Genomic DNA, 21067 nt, shown 5'->3' on the forward strand with positions numbered 1-21067 from the left:
CCACCCCCTCAGCGGCGGTAGGGATTGACGAATTCGGCGCTGTCGCCCAGTTCGGCCTCGATTTCCATCAGGCGGTTGTACTTGGCCAGGCGCTCGCTGCGCGCGGGCGCGCCCGATTTCATCTGCCCTGCGCCCACGGCCACGGCGAAGTCAGATAGGAAGGCATCTTCGGTCTCGCCGCTGCGGTGCGACATCACTGTGCCCCAGCCGACCCTCTGGCACAGTCGCACTGCGGCAAGGGTCTCGCTGACTGTGCCGATCTGGTTGAGCTTGATGAGGGAGGCGTTGGCCGTGCCCTCGTCGATGCCGCGCTGGATGATCTGGGTGTTCGTGACAAAGTTGTCGTCGCCGACGATCTGAATCCGGTCGCCGAGCTGCCGGGTCATGGCGGCAAAACCGTCCCAGTCGTCCTCGGCATGACCGTCCTCGATGGAAACGATGGGAAAGACATGGAGCCAACTCCGGTACAGATCCACCATCTCCTGGCTGTCGAGCACCTGATTGCCCGAGCGATGCAGGTGGTAGCGGCCATTTCTGTAGAACGAGGTGGACGCCGGATCAAGCGCGATGGCCAGATCTTCCCCCGGCCGGTAGCCCGCGCGCTCCATGCCGCGCACCATCAGCTCGCAGGCTGACTGGTTGCCGCCCATGAGCTTGGGCGCGAAGCCGCCTTCATCGCCCACTGCGATGGAGTGTCCCTGCGCCTGCAGCAGTTCCTTGATCGCGTGATAGGTCTCGGCGCCATAGCGCACCGCTTCGCTGAAACTCGGTGCGCCCAGCGGCACGAGCATGAACTCCTGGAAATCCAGACTGCTACCCGGCGCATGCAGGCCGCCGTTGAGCACGTTGAACATGGGCATGGGCAGCAGATTGGACGGCGCATCGCACAGCGTGCGGTACAGCGGCTTGCCGCGCACCTGCGCCGCGGCCCGCGCAGCAGCCATGCTGACGGCCAGCAGGGCGTTGGCGCCGAGCCGCGCCTTGTTCGGCGTGCCGTCCAGTGCGATGAGCGCGCCGTCGATGGCCGCCTGATCGCACACATCATGCCCCTTGAGCGCCGCGGCAATCTCCCCCTCGATATGGGTCAGCACCTTGCGCACGCCCCGACCGAAGTAACGCTTAGGGTCGCCATCGCGCAATTCCACCGCCTCGTTGCTGCCGGTGGACGCACCCGACGGCACCGCCGCCGAAGCGCGCACGCCGGATTCCAGCGTGACGGTTGCCTTGACCGTGGGCGTGCCACGCGAGTCCAGGATTTCCAGGGCATTGATCACCAGGATGGTGGATTGTGACGCGCTCATTCTTTTTCCATTCGAAGGTCTGTGAAGCAGGTCCGGGTCGGCCAGTCAAGTGTTCAGCCCTCGGCCTCAGCGGGTACAGGCGTGGTCTGCGATTGCGGCAAAGCCGCCTGCACCTTGCCTGCATATTGATAGCCGCGCGTGAAGGGGTAGACGCATTGCCGCGCGCGCAGCAGGTGGTCGCTGTCGAAACGGTCTTCGACCACGCCATCGGGGCGGCTGCCCAGGATCTGGAACAGCGAAATCCAGCCCTGCTCGAAACCCATGGCAGAGCCCGCGAGATACAGGCGGTAAGCGCGCAGAGTCTTCTCGGCGTTGTCGCCCAGCACCCGGCGGGCCTCGTCGAGGCGGTCCTCGAGCGCGTCCACCCAGTGCCACAGGGTCTTGGCGTAGTGCGGGCGCAGACATTCCATGTCCAGCGGTTCCAGCCCGCCGCGGGTCATAGTTTCGGCCATCACGCTGACATGCACCAGTTGCCCGCCAGGGAAGATGTATTTCTCGATGAAATCGCCCATGCCTCCGGCGAGCTGGCTGTTGTCCACGCCGCCCGCGGTGATGCCGTGGTTCATCACCAGCCCGCCGGGCTTGAGCAGGCGACGGATCTTGCTGAAATACACAGGCAAATTGGGACGACCGACATGCTCGCACATGCCCACCGAGGCGACCTTGTCGAATGGCTGCGATTCGTCCACATCGCGGTAGTCCTGCAGCAGCATGCGCACCCGACCCTGCAAGCCTTTTTGCACGATCAGCCTGTTCACATAGGCATACTGATTCTTGGACAGGGTAATGCCGGTCGCGTCTACGCCGTAATGCTCTGCAGCCCACAGCAGCAGCCCGCCCCAGCCCGCGCCGATGTCGATGAAACGCTCGCCCGGCCGCAGCATCAGCTTGGTGCAGATATGGTCGAGCTTGGCCTCCTGCGCCTGCGCCAGGGTCATCGCCGGGTCGGCGAAATACGCGCATGAATACACCCGGCGCGGGTCAAGCCACAGGGCGTAGAAATCGTCCGACACGTCGTAGTGATGCTGGATCTGCGCAGCGTCCTTCTCGCGGGTGTGGTGGCTGTGCTCCCACAGGGTGCGACGCAGGCCATGCCACAGCCGCGCGGTCGCAGCAGATGGCTCGTTGCGCGGGTCGTCATCGAGCAATACCGGTGCAATGCGCATCAGGTCGCGCAGATTGCCCAGAATATCGACCAAGCCCTCGACATAATCTTCTGCCAGCTTGCCAATCTGCCCGGTGGTGATGTGCCACAGCGCACGCTTGTCGCGCAGTCGCATTTCCACTTGCGCATTGCTGGGGCCGACCCGCTGCCCTCCCGGAAGCACCACACTGCAGGACAAGGGAAGGTGAGACAGGCGCTCATCGACCTGACCCAGAATGGACGACGTGATGGAAGGCATGCGAATCTCCTTTCAGAATGTGGCAAGCGAACGCGCGCTCACCTGCGCGCACAGGTGGACGAAGCAGGAACAACACAGGAGAGGTGCGAAACCGACATGGAACGGTCCGGTGGATGCGGCAGCGACCAGACACGCTCGAATGTTGTGGATGCGATCATCCTCGACTCCCCCTGATGGCGCGCAGACAGCAAGGCACTGCGCACATGAACGAGGTAGGAGTCATCAGCCCGGGGCGAGACCCCTGTCGGCAATTGAACGGCGAACTCCATCGCCGTCAGCATGGTTTGAATTTAAGTCACGAAACCCGCAGGGTCAATGCATTCGAGCGCCCGAATTGCATCGAATTGCAAGCGCACCTGACACATGGGGCATTCAATACTTCTGCCGCGCCGGAATCACCCCGCGCACTCCGCCCAGCGGTTCCGCCATGTCGCCTGTGTAGCGCGGAATCAGGTGCAGATGCACATGAAAAATGCTCTGACCCGCGGCCTGCCCGCAGTTCACCCCCAGGTTGAAACCGTCGGGCCTGCGCTCGCGCAACAGCAGTGCCCGGCCTTCCGCAGCCAGTTCAAGGAGCGCCTGCTGCTCCTGCGCAGTGCAGTCGAACCAGTCGGCCACATGCCGAAAGGGGATCAGCAGCAGATGCCCAGGGTTCACCGGCGTGCGGTCGTACACCGCGAAAGCCAGTTCGTTGCGCAACACCCGGGGCATGTCCTGGCAGAACGGACATGGCGTTGGAATCGCCGTGCTCATGTCAGACCGTGAAGATGCGCGGTGTCGTTGACCAGTTGCAGGCTCACCCTGCCCTGCGCATCCACGCTGAACAGGTTGAGACAGCAAGGCTTCTGCACGATGCGCCAGTAGGCCGACAACGGCAAATCGAGTGCCTGCAGCAACAGCGCCCGGTTCACGCTGTCGTGCCCGACCAGCACCACGGCGTGATCGGCGTGGCGATGCAGCAGCGCACGCAGGCCATCGGCAGTCCGCAGTGCGAGATCCTGCAGCGACTCGCCGCCCGGAAAGCGCACCCATTGCGGCGCACTTTTCCATAGTGCGTAGGCCTGCGGGTCAGCCACTTTCGCCTCATCGTGCGTTTTCCATTGCCATTGGCCGTAATCGAGGTCGTTGATCCCGTCCAGAACCTGCGCGCTCAGGCTGCAGGCCGCGGCGATTTCGGCGCCGGTGTCACGGCACCGGCTCATTGGACTGGTGTAGATTGCCTGCGGTACAAACTCGGCGGCGATGCGCGCGGCCACTGCCTTGGCCTGCCGCCGCCCCAGTGGGGTGAGTTCCAGTTCCATGCGGCCGCGAAAGCGCTCGGGATGAATGCCCTCGACCTCGCCGTGTCGCGTCAGGATGATCTGCATGAAGCGCTCCTTGTCTGTGGTGGCCCTGCATCCAGCAGGGCTCTGCACAAACGTTACGCTGCAGTCATGCCGGAATCAAGCCAGACTGTGTAACGTGACGTTCCAGTTCAGCCGCGCCCATTCGGAGGCTTCCTGCCGCAGGCTGTATTCGGTCAGCGGGTTGGCCTTGAGCCATGGCTCGGGCGCCAGGATGTCCATCGCGGGCCGCGCACCCGGCAGGCTGACACCGGTGGCCTGATAGCGCAGCCGCAACCCGTCCAGGTCGACTGCGGTACGGTTGCGCGCCAGAATGACCGCCAGCCGCAGCGCCATCACCGCATCGAGATCGAGGCTCTCCAGATCGGTCGCGCTGAGCTTTTTCAGCTTGCCGGTGTGCGCCAGCACGAGTTGCGCCAGCGCGGCCTGCTCTCCACGCGAAAACCCGGGCATGTCGGCATTCGCGGCGATGTAGGCCGAGTGCTTGTGATACGCGCTGTGCGAGATGGACAGACCGATCTCGTGCAGTTGCCCGGCCCAGCGCAGCAGGCGCTGCTCCGCCTCTGACGCATCGGGCCGCAGTTGTGCATAGAGCCGCAGCGCCACCTCACTCACCCGCTGCGCCTGCTGCGGATCGGCGCCGTAGCGCTGGATGAACTGCAGCGCGGTGACCTCGCGCATGTCCTGCGACTGCTCGCGTCCGAGCAGGTCGTACAGCACGCCCAGGCGCAGCGCGGCATCGGTAACCTCCATGGACTGGATGCCCAGTTCCTCGAACACCCCGAGCATGATGGCCAGCCCGCCTGCTGCCACCGGCACGCGGTCCGGCTTCAGCCCGTCCATGCGCAGCTTGTTGAGATTGCCCGCGCGCACAAACACGCGGCGCAACTCGCGCAGACCTTGCAGGGTGATGTCACCCGGCTGGTCCGGCGGGTTGAGGCGGCTGCCGCCGATCATGTCGGCCAGCGCCCGCGCCGTGCCGCTGGAGCCCACTGCATGGCTCCAGCCATTGCGCTTGAAGTCGGCCGCGATGATCTGGATTTCCTTGCGCGCGGCAATCTCGGCGGCGCGCATGGTGGTCTCGTCCACCTGATTGCCGGGAAAGAAGCGCTGGCTCATGGACACGCAACCGATGTAGAGCGACTCCATCAATCCCGGCTCGTAGCCCTGGCCGATGATGAACTCGGTGGAGCCGCCGCCGATGTCGACCACCAGCCGCTTGCCCTGCACCACCGACACCGAATGCGCCGCGCCGATATAGACCAGCCGGGCCTCCTCGCGACCGGCGATGACCTCGATCGGAAAGCCCAGCGCCAGTTGCGCCCGCTGCAGAAACTGCGGCGCGTTCTTGGCCACGCGCACCGTGTTGGTGGCCACGGCGCGCACCCGGTCCGGGTGAAACTGGCGCAGCCGCTCGCCAAAGCGCTGCAGGGTTTGCAGGGCGATCTGCTGCGAGGCTTCGGAGAGGTATTTCTTGTCATCCAGCCCCGCCGCAAGGCGCACCGGCTCGCGCAGCGAGTCGATGGGATAGACCTGCACCCCGGCGGCGCTGTCCTGCGCGCGGCCGATGAGCATGCGAAAACTGTTCGACCCCAGATCGACCGCGGCGAGATGTTGATTCAATAGAGTGGGCATAAGTGGATTGAAACTCCGTTTGATGACATGCATTTGAACGTTGTCATCAAGATTTCATCGTCAGCCAGCATTCTCGCTCGGATTGCCGTCTGCACTGGCAAAATGCCAGCTGTTTCTTGCTCGAACCCTTCATGTCCCATTCAGACTCTCCTCCCCGCCTGCTCAACCGTGAACTCGGCACGCTCGAATTCAACCGTCGCGTGCTGTTCCAGGCGCTCGACGACACCAATCCCCTGCTCGAGCGCCTGCGCTTTCTCAGCATCGTGTCGAGCAATATGGACGAGTTTTTCGAAACCCGCGTGGCCACGCTGCAGGACATGCTCGAAGCCGACCCCAGCGCGCGTACTCCCGACGGCATGCTGGTGCGCGACGCCCTGGCCGAGATTTCCACACGCGCGCACGCCCTGATCGCCGATCAGTACCGCGTGCTGCAGCAGGCCGTGCTGCCCGCGCTCGACGCACAGGGCATCCGTCTCTACCGGCTGTCCGACTGGACCGACGCGCAACGCGCCTGGGCACAGCATTATTTCGAGACCGAAGTCTCTCCGCTGCTCACGCCCATCGGCCTCGATCCTGCGCACCCCTTCCCGCGCGTGATCAACAAGAACCTGGTCTTTGCGGTGCAGTTGGAAGGCACCGACGCCTTTGGACGCAATATCGAACTCGGCGTGGTGCAGACCCCACGCACCCTGCCGCGCGTCGTTCCCCTGCCGCCCGAGCTGTGCGATGCGCGCTACGGCTTCATGCTGCTGTCGTCGTGCATGCAGGCGTTTGCCGGGCAGCTGTTTCCGGGGCTGGAGGTGCGCGGCGTGCATCAGTTCCGCGTCACCCGCAACAGCGAGCTGTTCATCGACGACGACGACATCACCAATCTGCGCGCGGCGCTGCAGGGCGAGTTGCGTGCCCGGCACTTTGGCGACGCGGTGCGGCTCGAAGTGGCTGCGGATTGCCCGCATGCGGTCATTGACCGGCTGCTGCGCGAGAACAATATCCTGCCGCAAGACTGCTACCGCGTGGACGGGCCGGTGAATCTGGTGCGCTTGCAGGAGATTCTCGAATCCGTCAACGAACCGCAGCTTCTGTTCCCGCCCTATCTGCCTGCCCTGCCCGCCAACTGGCCGGGGGTCGACGCCGAAATTTTCGACCTGATCCGCACGCGCGATCTGCTGCTGCACCACCCGTACGACTCCTTTGCTCCCGTGGTCGATCTGGTCCGCACGGCCGCGCGCGACCCTGCCGTCGTCGCCATCAAGCAGACCATCTACCGCACCGGCGGCAATTCCGAGCTGATGGACGCGCTCATCGAAGCCGCGCGCAATGGCAAGGAAGTGACGGTGGTCCTCGAGCTCATGGCGCGGCTCGACGAGGAAACCAATATCAACTGGTCGTCGCGCCTGGAGGCTGCGGGCGCGCATGTGGTGTTCGGCGTGGTCGGCTTCAAATGCCACGCCAAGATGCTGCTCATCGTGCGTCGCGAAACCCGGGAAGACAACGGCCGCAAGATGCTGCGCATGTATGCCCACCTGGGCACCGGCAACTATCACGCCCGCACCGCGCGGCTCTACACCGACTTCGGTCTGATGACGGCCAACCCTGAAATCTGCGAAGACGCGCGCCGCGTGTTCCTGCAGATCACCGGCTCCAGCCAGGTGCAACAACTGCGGCGGCTCTGGCAGTCGCCGTTCACCCTGCTCGACAACGTGCTCGCCGCGATCGCGCGCGAGGCCAACCATGCGCGCAACGGCAAGCCAGCACGCGTCTGGGCGCGTGTCAATGCCCTGCTGGAGCCCACCGTGATCGAGGCACTCTACGCGGCGTCACAAGCCGGGGTGGAAATCCGCCTGCTGGTGCGCGGGGCGTGCATGCTGCGTCCGGGCGTGGAGGGACTGTCCGACAACATCCGCGTGCGCTCGACCATCGGCCGGTTTCTGGAACATTCCCGGGTGTTCTACTTCCACAACGGCGGTGATGCCGAGGTCTACATCTCCTCGGCCGACTGGATGGAACGCAATCTGCGCCGCCGTGTGGAAATTGCCGTGCCGCTGCTCGACAACAAGATCAAGGCGCAGGTCATCCGCGAAGGTCTGCGCATGCAATGGCAGCACCCCGGCAATGCCTGGGAGATGGACAGCGACGGCAACTATCACCGTCCGCGCGGCTCACGCAGCCGCCTGAGCTGCCACCAGGTGCTCATGCATTCGCGGCTGGGCGGAAAAAGTTAGGGCCTGTCAGCGCTAGGCAGCCTTCAACGACTCGCTGGGCGCCTGGGATGAGGCTGCCGCCAGCCGCGCAGCCGGAAAGCGCACCACGAAGCGGCTGCCCTTGCCCGGAATGCTGTGCACCAGCAATTCGGCCTGGTGACGCAGCAGCACATGCTTGGCGATCGCCAGGCCCAGACCCGTGCCGCCCGACTCGCGCGAGCGCCCGCGATCGACGCGGTAGAAGCGCTCGGTCAGCCGCGGAATATGCTCTGCCGCAATGCCGATGCCGGTGTCGGTCACGCTGAACTCGGCGTATTTCGGCTGGGAGTCTTCGAACACCGCATCCCACTCCAGCCGGATGGTGCCGCCCTCGGGGGTATAACGCACAGCATTGCTCACCAGATTGGACAACGCGGAATGCAGTTCCTGCGGGCTGCCGCGCACCCCAAGATCGGTCCGAACGTCCACAGAGATCTGGTGCCGTCCACCAGACAGGGCCAGCGCCTCGTTCTTGTATTGCGCCATCATCGGCACCATCTCGATGACCTGCTCGGTGGGCGGGTAGGGGTCGCCTTCCAGCCGCGCCAACGCCAGCAGATCGTCCACCAGATGCCGCATGCGGTCGGACTGGGCCTGCATCATGTCGAGCACACGCTGGCGCTGCGCGTCATCCAGCGGCATGTCGCGCATGGTCTCGACAAATCCGCCGAGCACGGTCAGCGGCGTCTTGATCTCGTGCGACACATTGGCCACGAAATCGCGTCGCATCGCCTCGGTGCGCTCCAGCTGGGTGATGTCCTGCGACAGCAAGAGCTTTTGTCGGTCGCCATACGGAAAGATCTGCACGCTCAGCGTGAATTGCCCGCGCCCGCCGGCACGGTGCATGTGCAGCGGTTCGTGATACTGCTGCGCCTGCAGATAGGCCACGAACTCCGGGTTGCGGATGAGATGCACGGCGTGCTGCCGCAGGTCGCGCTGCGCGTCCAGTCCGAAGTGATGTGCCGCCGTGGCGTTGCACCAATCGATCTGGTCGTTCTCGTCGAGCAGGATGACGCCATTGGGCGAGACCTGCAGCGCCTCGATGAAACGCTCCAGCTTCGACTCCTCATAGCGCAGCCGCACCGTCCACAGGCGCAACTGGCGCGACGCGCGATAAAACACCTCGGCCCAGGCGCCGGTGCCGTTCGGCACGGGCGTGGCGTCTGGCGCCTTGAGCCAGCGAATGAGGCGGGACAGCGCCAGCGAATCGCGCAGCACCGCGCCGACGAGAACCAGCAGCGCAGCAGCCATCGCGCCGAGTTGACCGCCCAGAAGTCCACCTGCTGCTGCGGCCAGCACGACGAGCAGCAGGATGATGGTCAGACGCCAGACGACAGAGATCATGTTGAAGCCCGCAACAGGCTGCAGTCAGATGCAAGGACCGCTCCGAACCCCATTGTCAGACGTGCGACGCAGAGCCTGTGCAGTCCGGGACGACGCAATTTCACGCGACAGAAGCCTGCACTGCGCGGCTCTGCGCAGTGAAACGGTAGCCCGCCCCACGCACGGTCTCCACCATGTCGGAACAGTTCACTGGCGACAGTGCCTCCCGCAGGCGCTTGATGTGCACATCCACCGTGCGTTCTTCGATGAACACATGATCGCCCCAGACCTTGTCGAGCAGCGCGCCGCGGCTGTGCACCCGCTCGGGATGGGCCATCAGGTAATGCAGCAACTTGAACTCGGTGGGCCCCAGGCGGATTTCGAGCGGATCGGCGCCAGCCCTCTTGAACAGCGCCCGACGGCTGGAGGGATCGACAGACAGGCCACCCAGCTCCACCTGCTCGTCGGTGAGCTGCGGCGCGCGACGGCGCAGCACAGCGCGGATACGGGCCAGCAGCTCCTTGGGTGAAAACGGCTTGGTGATGTAGTCGTCCGCCCCGGAATCCAGGCCCTGCACCTTGTCGCCCTCTTCGCTGCGCGCGGTGAGCAGGATGATGGGAATGCCCTTGGTGCGCGCATCGGCACGCAGTGCCCGCGCCAGCGCCACGCCCGACATGCCCGGCAGCATCCAGTCGATCAGCAGCACATCGGGCAGCACGTCGCGGATCACGCGCAACGCCTCCTCGGCGCTGCCCGCCCGGATGGGGCAATGCCCCGCGTGCTGCAGGTTCATTGCCAGCAGTTCGGCAATGGCGGGCTCGTCTTCAACGATCAGGATGTTGCTGGACAGACTCATGATGCGGGTGCTCTCGGGAACTGGGGCGTGGATCAGAGCGATCCGGCCACTTCGCGGAACGCTGCCTTGTTGTGACGCACGTCCGTGCCGCGCACGATGTAGATCACGAACTCGGCAATGCCCTTGGCATGGTCGCCGATGCGCTCGATGGCCTTGGCCACGAACATCAGATCGAGCATGGTGGAAATGGCGCGCGGATCTTCCATCACATAGGTGATGACCTTGCGGGTGAAGCCATCGAACTCGTCGTCGATCTTGCTGTCGGATTCGACAATTTCCACCGCGGCCTTTTCGTCCAGGCGGGCGAAGCTGTCGAGCGAGCGACGCAGTTGATCGATCGCCAGGTCGGCGGCATGCTGCAGATCGCTGATGCCCATGGAAACCGATGTGCCCGACTCGGAAATGTCTCGGGCCATGCGCGCAATGCGCGCCGCCTCGTCGCCCGCGCGTTCCAGATTGGTGATGGTCTTGGAAATGGCCACCAGCAGACGCAGATCACGTGCGGTGGGCTGGCGTTTGGCGATGATCTGGGTGATGTCGGCGTCGATGTCGACTTCCATCTGGTTCACGCGCTTTTCCACCTGCAGCACATTGCGCGCCGCTTCGCCGTCGAGATGCCGCAAGGCATAGATGGCTTGCGCCAGTTGCGACTCGACCTGCCCGCCCATTTCGAGCACGCGGGTGGAGACAGCGTTGATTTCGGTGTCGAACTGGGTTGAAAGATGCGGCTTGTTTTCCATGAAAAGCTCCTTTTGATCATTCTTAGTTGGCGATCTGTGATCACCCGCCACAATCAGCCAAAACGACCCGTGATGTAATCTTCGGTCTCTTGTTTTTTTGGCTTCAGGAAAATCTGATCCGTCGCGCCGAATTCGATCAGTTCACCCAAATACATATAGGCGGTGAAATCAGACACGCGCGCGGCCTGCTGCATGTTATGGGTCACAATCACGACGGTGTAATCCTTTTTCAATTCCGTCACCAGTTCCTCGACCTTTGCTGTGGAGAGCGGATCGAGCGCAGATGTCGGCTCGTCCAGCAACAGGATTTCCGGGCGAATCGCGATCCCACGCGCAATGCACAAGCGCTGCTGCTGACCGCCAGATAAACCCATTCCGCTCTGTTGCAATTTATCCTTGACCTCATTCCACAGCCCGGCCTTGGTCAGACTGGCTTCAACGCGTTCATCCATCTCGGAGCGCGAGAGCTTTTCGTAGAGGCGAATGCCGAAGGCGATGTTCTCGTAGATCGACATCGGAAACGGTGTGGGTTTTTGAAACACCATGCCGATCTTGGCCCGAATCAAGGACACATTTTTCTTGCTGGTCAGGATGTTTTCACCATCGATATTGATCTCCCCCTCGGCACGTTGCTCCGGGTAGAGCTCATACATGCGGTTGAACATCCGTAACAGCGTCGATTTTCCACAGCCAGAAGGACCGATGAATGCGGTCACCTGACCTTGCGGGATATCGAGATGAACATTTTTGATGGCCTTGAATTTTCCGTAGAAGAAATTCAGGTTCCTGGTTTGAATCTTGATTGGATGATCGGCAGAACCCGCTTGCGAGGACTGACGAACCGAGACAGCTGGAGGTCGGGAGGTAGCAGTTTGAGTTTCCATCTTGCAGGCACCAGATAATTGATCACATTCAGAAAATTGATTGATGCTCAGCTTTTGCCACCGCCACGGCGCAGTAGCCAACGCGAACCGACGCTGAGGACAAGAATGAATACGACGGCAATAAACGCACCCGCCCATGCCATTTGCTGCCAGTTTGCATAGGGGCTCATGGCAAACTGGAAGATGACAACCGGAAGATTTGCCATCGGGTGCCAGATATCCGAGCTGAAGTATTGATTGTTCAGCGCCGTGAACAATAATGGAGCTGTCTCTCCACTAATGCGTGCAATACCCAGAATCACCCCGGTCAGTATGCCAGTCGAAGCTGCCTTCCAGGTAATTTTTGTCACCATTTTCCAGTAGGGTGTGCCCAGGGCGATTGCAGCCTCACGCAATGATCCTGGGACGAGACGCAGCATTTCATCCGTCGTGCGCACGACCACCGGAATCAAAATCAGCGCGAGGGCAACACCCCCGGAGAATGCAGAAAAATGACCGAGAGGATCAACCAGAATCGCGTAGGCAAACAAACCAATCACAATGGATGGCGCGCTCAGCAGAATATCATTGAGAAAACGCACAACACCGCCAATCTTGCGTTTGACAGCAAACTCTCCAAGCCACGTTCCGGCAAGGATGCCGATCGGCGTGCCAATCACAACAGCAATGCCCAGAAGAACAATGCTGCCAACAAAGGCGTTGCGCAAGCCGCCGCCTTCGGTACCTGGAGGTGGAGTATCCTGTGTAAATAAATGGAGGTTCAGAGCAGGAAGACCATAGCGAATGGTTGTCCAAAGAATCCAGACCACCCAGAAAATTCCGAAAATCGTCATCAAAACCGCGATGAACATGTTGATCTTGTTGATCAACTGACGGCGCAAATACAGTGAGTTCATGATTTCTTGCCCTCCTGTGTCGCCTCTAGACGCAACAGCAACAGCTTGGCCAGTGCCAGCACGATCACTGTGATGACGAACAGCACGAGGCCGAGCGCCAGCAGCGACGATTTATATAGGCTCGTTGTGGCCTCAGTGAACTCATTGGCAATCACCGACGCAATCGAAGCGCCGGGCATCAGCAGGCTCGCACTGAGATTGTTCGCATTACCAATGATGAACGTCACTGCCATGGTCTCACCGAGCGCGCGCCCTAGCCCGAGAAAGATACCGCCAGTCACCGCAGTTCGGGTATAAGGCAAAATGACATTGCGGGCGACCTCCCAGGTGGTTGCACCAAGCGCATAAGCCGATTCCTTGAGGGCGGGTGGCGTAATGAGAAACACATCTCGCATGATGGACGCGATGAAGGGAATCACCATGATCGCAAGCACAATGCCGGCCGTCAGCATGCCGATACCCATTGGGGGACCCTGAAACAAAACACCAATGCCTGGAATAGCGCCCAAATGATCATTGATCCATGGTTCGATATTTCCGAACCATGGTGCGAAAACCAGCAAACCCCACATGCCGTAGATGATGCTGGGAATGGCGGCCAACAATTCAATCACCGCCGAAACCGGCCCACGCAGCCAATTCGGTGACAATTCAGAAATAAAGAGTGCAATACCAAAACTCACAGGCACTGCGATCAGCATCGCGATCGCAGAACTCACCAGTGTGCCAATAATGAACACCAGCGCACCAAACTCATTGGTGACTGGGTCCCAGGTCGTGGTGACAAGAAATTTCCATCCGAAGGTATGCAGCGCCTGCCACCCCTCGATGATGAGAGAAATCATGACGGCAAGCAATGTGACCGCCACAATCAGGGCGACCAGGCCCGTCCCCTTGCGGAACAAAAAATCCGCAAACGAAGAACCGGCCTTCGTTGCGGACTTTTGCTCCGAAGCGTCCTTGTCAAGCGCTTGGCTTGCTACAGCTCCGGATGCACTCATGTCAATTCGCCTGTTGATCGATCAAATACCGAGGTTGGTTTTCCAATAGGTCTTGATCACATCCACCGTGCTCTGCGGCAGCGGCCCGAAAGAGATCGACTCTGCCATGGACTGGCCATTCTCGAAGCCCCACAGGAAAAACTTGGTGACTTCTTCATTGGTTGCCTTGGGCGCCTTCTTGCTCAGGATCTGCCAGGTGCAGCCGGAAATTGGCCACGTATCCGGGCCGGTGTGGTCGGTCAGGATGACGTAGAAATCCTTTGCCTTGTTGAAATCCACATGCGCGGCTGCGTCCTGGAAGCCTTTGAGGCTTGGGCTGACAACCTTGCCGTCACGGTTGACCATGCGGGCATAGTTGAGCTTGTTCTCGAGGATATAGGCATATTCCACATAGCCGATGGAGCCGGGAATGCGCTGCACATAGGCCGCCACGCCTTCGTTGCCCTTGCCGCCCACGCCGGTCGGCCAGTTCAGCGAGGTATTGGCACCGACTTTTTCCTTCCACTCGGGGCTGACCTTGGACAGGTAGTCGGCAAAAGTGAAGGTGGTGCCCGAGCCGTCGGAGCGGTGCACCACGGTGATGTTCATGTCAGGCAGCTTGACGCCCGGATTGAGCTTGGCGATCGCCGGATCATTCCACTTCTTGATCTTGCCCAGATAGATGTCAGCAACGACCGGGCCGCTGAGGATGAGTTCACCCGGCTTGATGCCCGGCAGGTTCATCACCAGGTCCTCCCCCGCAACAGCGGTGGGAAACTGAATCAGGCCTTCCTTTTCGAGCTCTTCCGGCTTGAGCGGCATGTCGCTGGCACCGAAGGCCACGGTTCCGGCCTTGATCTGGGCAATGCCACCGCCCGAGCCGATGGACTGATAGTTGACCTTGTTGCCGGTTTGCTTTTCGTAGGCGGCAGACCACTTGGCGACCAGCGGATACACCCAGGTGCTTCCCGCACCAGTCAGGCTCACGCCGGCGAATGCAGAGGTGATGGCACCCGTTCCAACAGCACCTGCCACTGCGACCGCGATGGCCGCCTTGGCAAACGATCGACGATTGATTTTCATAAAACTCTCCTTGGGATGAACGTGCAGTTCCGAGCACGTTACCATCCTAAGAACGCATTATGACGATAACGTGACAATCTCATCTTTGCGAGGGCGCAAAGATCGGAGAATCACACCCTTATGAACCGACCAGCGCCTCTCTCAGCGCATCGGCATGGCGCTGCGCTTCACCCGGGTCGGCATGCTCGACCATGATGCGCAGCACGGGCTCGGTACCAGACGGGCGGATGAGCACGCGTCCGCTGCCGTTGATCTGCCCTTCGGCTGCGGCCCGCGCCTGCGCGAAACCGGCGTGGTTCTTCCAATCCAGGCCGGCAGGCAGTTTGACGTTCAGCAGCGTCTGTGAGTAGAGCTGCACGGCCTGAAGCTGCTCGCCCAGGCTGCGGCCCGTGCGCACGACGAGTTCGAGCATCTGCAGCGCGGCGACGATGCCGTCCCCCGTGGTGTGACGATCGAGCAGCAGCATGTGCCCCGAACCCTCACCGCCGAGTTGCCAGCCACGGGCCAGCAATTCCTCTAGGACGTAGCGATCGCCAACAGCAGCCCTGACGAACTCCATGCCTTGGGCCTGAAGCGCCTTTTCAACCGCCAGATTGGTCATCAGCGTGCCCACCACACCGGGCGGCTTGCGATCCATGGCGAGCAGGTAAAGCAGTTCGTCGCCATTGAACAGGCGGCCATGGCGATCGACGAGTTGCAGACGGTCTGCATCGCCGTCGAGTGCGATGCCGTAGTCCGCGTGATGCGCGCGCACAGCGCGGATCAGCGCGTCCGGAGCGGTCGCGCCAACGTCCTTGTTGATGTTGAAACCATCGGGCTGCACACCGATGGGAATGACCTCGGCGCCGAGTTCGTGGAACACCGCCGGGGCAATGTGATAGGCGGCGCCATGCGCGCAATCGACCACCAGCCGCAGACCCTTCAGGGTGAGGTGGTTCGGGAAGGTGCTTTTGCAGAACTCGATATAGCGCCCAGCGGCATCGTCCAGCCGACGGGCCTTTCCGAGCTGTTCGGAGGGCACGCAGCCCTCGGCTTCCGGCATGGCCGCTTCGACTTCGAGTTCCCAGACATCGGGTAGTTTGCTGCCGCCCGCGGAAAAAAACTTGATGCCGTTATCGGCAAACGGGTTGTGCGATGCACTGATGACCACGCCCAGATCGAGCCGCAGCGCGCGCGTGAGATATGCCACACCGGGCGTGGGCAGCGGCCCGACCAGCACCACGTCGCAACCGGCTGCGGCGAAACCGCATTCCAGCGCGGCTTCGAGCATGTAGCCGCTGATGCGCGTGTCCTTGCCGATCAGTACCGTGGGGCGCTGCACGCCCTGGGCGCGCAACACCTTGCCTGCAGCGTGTCCCAAACGCAGGCCGAACTCCGGCACGATCGGGCTCTTGCCCACCAGACCGCGCACTCCATCGGTTCCGAAATACTTTCTGCTCATCACCCTCTCCAAGAATTCGATTGGCGCGCGGCCCGCTGGGATCGGCTCACGCGCGCATGGCATGCCACACTTTAATCGCGTCCAGCGTCGGGCCAACATCATGCACACGCACGATCTGCGCCCCCGACGCAATGCAGGCCAGTGCAGCCGCCAGGCTGCCAGCCAGCCGGTCATCCACGCGCCGCCCGAGCATTTCTCCCAGCATGGACTTGCGCGACACGCCAATCAGCACCGGATAGCCCTCGGCAACCAGTTCGCCCAGCGCATGTGCCAATGCGAGATTGTGTTCGAGTGTCTTGCCAAAACCAAACCCCGGATCGAGGGCGATGCGCGATGCCGCAACACCGCGCGACTCCAATGCCTGCGCGCGTTCGAGCAGAAAGGCGTGCACCTCGCGGCCGACATCCGCATAGTGCGGCGCCTGCTGCATCGTCCCAGGTTCCCCCAGCATGTGCATCAGGCAGATGCCAGCCGTCGAGGCCGCCACCACATCCAAAGCGCCCGGCACACGCAGGGCACGAATGTCGTTGATGATGTCCACCCCCATGTCCAGTGCCAGACGCATGGTGTCCGGCTGATAGGTATCGACCGAAATCGGGACGTTCCAGCGCACGACTTCGCGCAACACTGGAGCAATGCGATCCCACTCCTGCGCATGCGACACGCGCGGGGAGCCAGGGCGTGACGACTCGCCGCCGATGTCGAGAATGTCTGCGCCCTGCTCGAGCAAGGTGCGCGCATGCGCAATTGCCGTGCGCGGTTCGGCATGCTGCCCGCCGTCGGAGAAGGAGTCCGGGGTGACGTTGACAATGCCCATGACCAGGGGCCTGTCCAATTGCAGGTGGAATCGTCCTGCGAGCCATTGCTGCGCCAATTCAATCACTCCAAAAAAAAGCCCGGTCATCGACCGGGCCGTTGTTGACAGGATGACGCTCAGGCTGCTGTGGCCGACGGTGCATCCGTCGTCGTTCCCGTTGAGGGGGCAGGCGGCGGTTTCGGCGCAGAGCTGGGTCCGCTGCTGGGCGGCAGCTTGGGCGGACGCGGCTCGCGCCCGGCCATGATGTCGTTCAGCTGGTCGGAGTCGATGGTTTCCCACTCGAGCAAGGCAGCAGCCATGGCGTGCATCTTGTCCTTGTTTTCCTCGATCAGGCGACGGGCCAGTGCGTATTGCTCGTCGATGATGCGGCGAATTTCCGAATCGACCTTTTGCATGGTCTGCTCCGACACGTGCGTGGTCTTGGTGATGGAGCGGCCGAGAAACACTTCGCCTTCATTCTCGGCATAGACCATCGGCCCGAGGGACTCGGTCATGCCGTAGCGGGTGACCATGTCGCGCGCAAGTTGGGTGGCACGCTCGAAGTCGTTCGATGCCCCAGTGGTCATCTGGTTCATGAACACTTCCTCGGCAATCCGCCCACCGAACAGCACCGAGATCATGTTGAGCATGCGTTCCTTGTCCATGCTGTAGCGGTCGTTCTCGGGCAGTTGCATGGTCACCCCCAGGGCACGACCACGGGGAATGATGGTGACCTTGTGCACCGGATCGGACTTGGGCAGCGACATCGCCACCAGCGCATGGCCGGCCTCGTGATAGGCGGTATTGCGGCGCTCCTCCTCGGGCATGACCATGCCCTTGCGCTCGGCACCCATCATGATCTTGTCTTTCGCGCGCTCGAAATCTTCCATCTCGACAAGGCGCCCGTTGCGGCGTGCGGCGAACAATGCGGCTTCGTTGACCAGATTGGCCAGGTCTGCGCCGGAGAAACCCGGGGTGCCACGCGCCAGAATGTCTGCGCGAATGTCGCTGCCGACCGGAATCTTGCGCATGTGCACCTGCAGAATCTGCTCGCGACCGCGAATGTCTGGCAGCGTGACATAGACCTGACGGTCGAAGCGACCTGGGCGCAGCAGCGCGGGGTCAAGAATGTCCGGACGGTTGGTCGCAGCAATCACGATGACGCCGAGATTGGTGTCGAAACCATCCATTTCCACCAGCATCTGGTTCAGGGTCTGTTCGCGTTCGTCGTTGCCGCCGCCCAGGCCAGCGCCGCGATGACGGCCAACCGCATCGATTTCATCGATGAAAATGATGCAGGGCGCATGTTTCTTGGCGTTCTCGAACATGTCGCGCACACGGGACGCACCGACACCGACGAACATTTCAACGAAATCGGAACCCGAAATCGTGAAAAACGGCACCTTGGCTTCGCCGGCGATGCTCTTGGCGAGCAAGGTCTTGCCGGTGCCCGGAGGCCCGACCAGCAGCACGCCACGCGGGATGCGCCCGCCGAGTTTCTGGAATTTCTGCGGGTCCTTGAGGAAATCGACCAGCTCCTTGACGTCTTCCTTGGCTTCGTCGCAACCTGCCACATCGGCAAAGGTCACGTTGTTACTGGATTCATCGAGCAGGCGGGCCTTGGATTTGCCGAAACTGAACGCGCCCCCGCGGCCACCACCTTGCATCTGGCGCATGAAGTAGACCCAGACACCGATCAGCAGCAGCATCGGGAACCAGGAAATGAAAATCTGTGTCAGGAAGGATTGCTCCTGACGCGGGGCACCAACCACCTCGACACCGTCCTTGACCAGGTCACCGACCATCCACAGATCACCCGGAGAGGTGAGGCTGAAGTTGCGCCCCTCGGACGTGGTCACGTCCAGAATGCCGCTCTGGTGCACCACGACTTTTTTGATGCGACCATTCTTCGCATCCTGCATGAACTGGGTGTAGCTCACCGCATCCGTGGACTGCTGAGGACGGTCGAACTGTTTGAACACCGTGAACAGCACCAGGCCGATCACCAGCCAGATCGCAATTTTGGAAAACCATTGATTGTTCAAAACCAACCTCCAGAAACAGTGCAAACCCAGTTGCAGGACATGCGTCGCATTTTAGGCATTTCAAGAGCGCAAGCGGGGAGAAACCAGAAAACCGATCTACCAAAATGGGCTATTGATTTCACCAATCCGATCGAATTTGACAAAAGGCAAGCCTGAGAGGGTGTAAACGAAATGATTTACCCTGCCAATCGTGTCGCGAGGATACGCGCTTCGGCCAGCCAGACCCAGGCGAGCGGTGCCCAGGTGGAACGATCATGATGGGCCATGAGGCGGCGTGCGCGCTCGTTCCAGGCATGCGTGCGCTCGACCACCCAGCGCTTGGCCTGCACGACGAAGCCCTTGGCAACAGTCTCGGGCCACAGGGGCTGCTGCGCGTCTTGCCAGGTTCCCGTGCTGCGGTTGCCGGGGTGACGCACGACCTCCACGCTGATGCCGTGGGTCAGCTCGATGCCTACGGCGCATTTGCCGCCGTAGGCGGCGTCGGTGTAGAGTTTTTTCAGTCCCGGGACTTTGGTGCAGGCCTGCGCCACGACCTCGGCCGCCGCATCACGATCCTGCACGCTGGCTGCCGTGAGCGTGACGGCCAGCAGCAATCCCAGGGTATCGACCACCAGATGGCGCTTGCGCCCCTTGACCTTCTTGCCCGCGTCGAACCCGGTGTTGCCGCCCTGGGCCGTGCTGCGCGTGCTTTGCGCATCGATGATGGCGGCCGTCGGCTCGGGGGCTCTGCCCATGCGATCGCGCCATTGCTGGCGCAGCCGGTCGTGCAGGGCCTCGAACACGCCGGCCGCAGCCCAGCGCTTGAACGACATGTAGGTCGCCTGCCAGGGCGGGAAGGTCTTGGGCAACAACCGCCATGCGCACCCCGTGCGCAGCGCGTAGCAGCAGGCGTTGACCATCTGGCGGCGCGCGTAGCGGGGTGGCGCACCGCGCTGGCCATCGCGCTCGAACAGGTCCGCTACCAACGCCCACTCGGCATCGGTCAAATCGGTGTTCATGCCGCTGGCGCCATCGGCACGGCGGTGCGCGGCGGTGTAGCCGTAGCGCTTGGGCGCCGTCCCTTGCACGGCAGCGCGCTCACCGGCGCGGCGCAGCGGCTTGAGTCGCTCGATACCGGCTTCGCGCAGCGCCTTGCGCACGGTCACCGTGCTGACCTTGACGCCCGTGCGTCGAAGCAACTCGCGCGTCACCTCGTCCAACGACGCGCGTGGCTGCTCCTGGGTGATCGCACGCAGCACTGTGGTGTGTTCAGCGTCCAGAGAGGGCTTGCGGCCCGGTCGTCTTGCTTGCTCATCCTGCGCCTTCTTCACCATCTGCCGCCTCGTGTCCGCATGCCCCGATCCGAGCATAACGCACGAGATGTTGTTTTCGTTTACATCCTCCGAGAGGGTCATATGGCCCGTGGCACGCTCTTATTCGGCGGCCTTCTTGAGCACCCGCGCCAGGATGAACGTCTCTGCCGATTTGTCGCGTGAGGCCTGCGGCTTGACGGCCTTGACCTGCTGAAACGTCTGCTTGAACTCCTTGACGATCTGGCTGTAGTAGCTGCCATGAAAGGTCTTGATGACCATCGCACCCTGCGGTTGCAGCCAGTTCCTGGCGAAGTCCAGCGCCAGTTCGCTCAGGTGCTCGATGCGGGCGGCATCGGCCGAGGGAATGCCGGTCAGGTTCGGCGCCATGTCGGACAGCACCACATCCACCCTGCGGCCATCAAGCAGCGCCTCCAGCGCGTTCACCACGGCGTCTTCCCGGAAGTCGCCTTGCAGGAAATGCACGTCGGGCACGGACTCCATGGGCAGCAGATCGAGTGCAAAAATGGTGCCTTGCAGCACGCCATTGCGCATCAAGCGGTTGCGCGCATACTGAGACCAGGAGCCCGGCGTACTGCCCAGGTCCACAATGATCTGCCCGGGCCGCAGCAGCCCTTCCGCCTCGTCGATTTCCTTGAGTTTGTAGGCGGCGCGGGCACGATAGCCCTCGCGCTGCGCCATCTTCACATAAGGATCGTTGAGGTGATCCTGCAGCCAGGCTTTGCTGAATTTGTTTTTCTTCGCACTCGACATGGATTCTTCAAGGACAATACGACATTAAGACTTCAAAA

The 21067-nt window shown here is 62.0% G+C and carries 18 protein-coding genes and 1 riboswitch; of the genes, 1 reads left to right on the forward strand and 17 read right to left on the reverse strand.

What is annotated here, in order from left to right; all coding sequences use genetic code 11:
- Nucleotides 1-8: 8 nt before the first annotated feature.
- From eno to AC1ZQA_RS09895, 5 genes are all read right to left on the reverse strand, one after another.
- Entirely contained in the window at nt 9-1301 is a 1293-nt protein-coding gene (gene eno, locus AC1ZQA_RS09875) for a phosphopyruvate hydratase (RefSeq protein WP_482676801.1), read from the reverse strand.
- A gap of 53 nt (nt 1302-1354) precedes the next feature.
- The gene (locus AC1ZQA_RS09880) at nt 1355-2704 is read right to left on the reverse strand and encodes a class I SAM-dependent methyltransferase (RefSeq protein ID WP_482676802.1); all 1350 of its coding nucleotides are present in this window, start codon (nt 2702-2704) and stop codon (nt 1355-1357) included.
- A 206-nt stretch (nt 2705-2910) separates the two neighbouring features.
- A riboswitch (Fluoride riboswitch) is annotated at nt 2911-2986 on the reverse strand.
- 90 nt (nt 2987-3076) lie between these two features.
- Entirely contained in the window at nt 3077-3457 is a 381-nt protein-coding gene (locus AC1ZQA_RS09885) for an HIT family protein (protein WP_482676803.1), read from the reverse strand.
- Nucleotides 3454-4071 (reverse strand): histidine phosphatase family protein, encoded by a 618-nt coding sequence (locus AC1ZQA_RS09890; RefSeq protein WP_482676804.1) that lies wholly within the window; start codon nt 4069-4071, stop codon nt 3454-3456. Before AC1ZQA_RS09890 ends, AC1ZQA_RS09885 begins: the two co-directional genes overlap by 4 nt.
- A gap of 75 nt (nt 4072-4146) precedes the next feature.
- A complete protein-coding gene (locus AC1ZQA_RS09895) occupies nt 4147-5682 on the reverse strand; it encodes a Ppx/GppA phosphatase family protein (protein WP_482676805.1) in 1536 nt (511 codons plus the stop codon).
- Between the two features lie 131 nt (nt 5683-5813).
- Between AC1ZQA_RS09895 and ppk1 the strand changes: the two genes are divergently transcribed.
- On the forward strand, nt 5814-7904 hold the full coding sequence (gene ppk1, locus AC1ZQA_RS09900) for a polyphosphate kinase 1 (RefSeq protein ID WP_482676806.1): 2091 nt from the start codon (nt 5814-5816) through the stop codon (nt 7902-7904).
- Nucleotides 7905-7916: 12 nt separating this feature from the next.
- On the opposite strand, the gene phoR is transcribed toward ppk1, so the two are convergent.
- From phoR to AC1ZQA_RS09960, 12 genes are all read right to left on the reverse strand, one after another.
- Nucleotides 7917-9263, reverse strand: coding sequence for a phosphate regulon sensor histidine kinase PhoR (phoR, locus tag AC1ZQA_RS09905; RefSeq protein ID WP_482679312.1), 1347 nt, complete (start codon nt 9261-9263; stop codon nt 7917-7919).
- A gap of 103 nt (nt 9264-9366) precedes the next feature.
- Entirely contained in the window at nt 9367-10095 is a 729-nt protein-coding gene (gene phoB, locus AC1ZQA_RS09910; protein WP_482679313.1) for a phosphate regulon transcriptional regulator PhoB, read from the reverse strand.
- 38 nt (nt 10096-10133) lie between these two features.
- On the reverse strand, nt 10134-10841 hold the full coding sequence (gene phoU / locus AC1ZQA_RS09915) for a phosphate signaling complex protein PhoU (protein WP_482676807.1): 708 nt from the start codon (nt 10839-10841) through the stop codon (nt 10134-10136).
- A 53-nt stretch (nt 10842-10894) separates the two neighbouring features.
- Entirely contained in the window at nt 10895-11725 is an 831-nt protein-coding gene (gene pstB, locus AC1ZQA_RS09920) for a phosphate ABC transporter ATP-binding protein PstB (protein ID WP_482676808.1), read from the reverse strand.
- 47 nt (nt 11726-11772) lie between these two features.
- Complete coding sequence (gene pstA / locus AC1ZQA_RS09925; protein ID WP_482676809.1) at nt 11773-12621, reverse strand: phosphate ABC transporter permease PstA; 849 nt, start codon at nt 12619-12621, stop codon at nt 11773-11775.
- Nucleotides 12618-13622 (reverse strand): phosphate ABC transporter permease subunit PstC, encoded by a 1005-nt coding sequence (pstC, locus tag AC1ZQA_RS09930; protein ID WP_482676810.1) that lies wholly within the window; start codon nt 13620-13622, stop codon nt 12618-12620. Before pstC ends, pstA begins: the two co-directional genes overlap by 4 nt.
- A gap of 21 nt (nt 13623-13643) precedes the next feature.
- The gene (pstS, locus tag AC1ZQA_RS09935; RefSeq protein ID WP_482676811.1) at nt 13644-14684 is read right to left on the reverse strand and encodes a phosphate ABC transporter substrate-binding protein PstS; all 1041 of its coding nucleotides are present in this window, start codon (nt 14682-14684) and stop codon (nt 13644-13646) included.
- Between the two features lie 118 nt (nt 14685-14802).
- Nucleotides 14803-16125: a phosphoglucosamine mutase gene (gene glmM / locus AC1ZQA_RS09940; RefSeq protein WP_482676812.1), complete on the reverse strand. Its 1323-nt coding sequence runs from the start codon at nt 16123-16125 to the stop codon at nt 14803-14805.
- Between the two features lie 46 nt (nt 16126-16171).
- Nucleotides 16172-16999, reverse strand: coding sequence for a dihydropteroate synthase (gene folP / locus AC1ZQA_RS09945; RefSeq protein WP_482676813.1), 828 nt, complete (start codon nt 16997-16999; stop codon nt 16172-16174).
- 59 nt (nt 17000-17058) lie between these two features.
- Nucleotides 17059-18966: an ATP-dependent zinc metalloprotease FtsH gene (gene ftsH / locus AC1ZQA_RS09950; protein ID WP_482676814.1), complete on the reverse strand. Its 1908-nt coding sequence runs from the start codon at nt 18964-18966 to the stop codon at nt 17059-17061.
- Nucleotides 18967-19142: 176 nt separating this feature from the next.
- Entirely contained in the window at nt 19143-20279 is a 1137-nt protein-coding gene (locus tag AC1ZQA_RS09955; protein WP_482676815.1) for an IS5 family transposase, read from the reverse strand.
- A gap of 99 nt (nt 20280-20378) precedes the next feature.
- Nucleotides 20379-21029, reverse strand: a complete 651-nt coding sequence (locus tag AC1ZQA_RS09960; protein ID WP_482676816.1) for an RlmE family RNA methyltransferase — start codon at nt 21027-21029, stop codon at nt 20379-20381.
- Nucleotides 21030-21067 lie beyond the last annotated feature (38 nt).

This window comes from Thiomonas sp. DCM-2, from assembly GCF_056820905.1.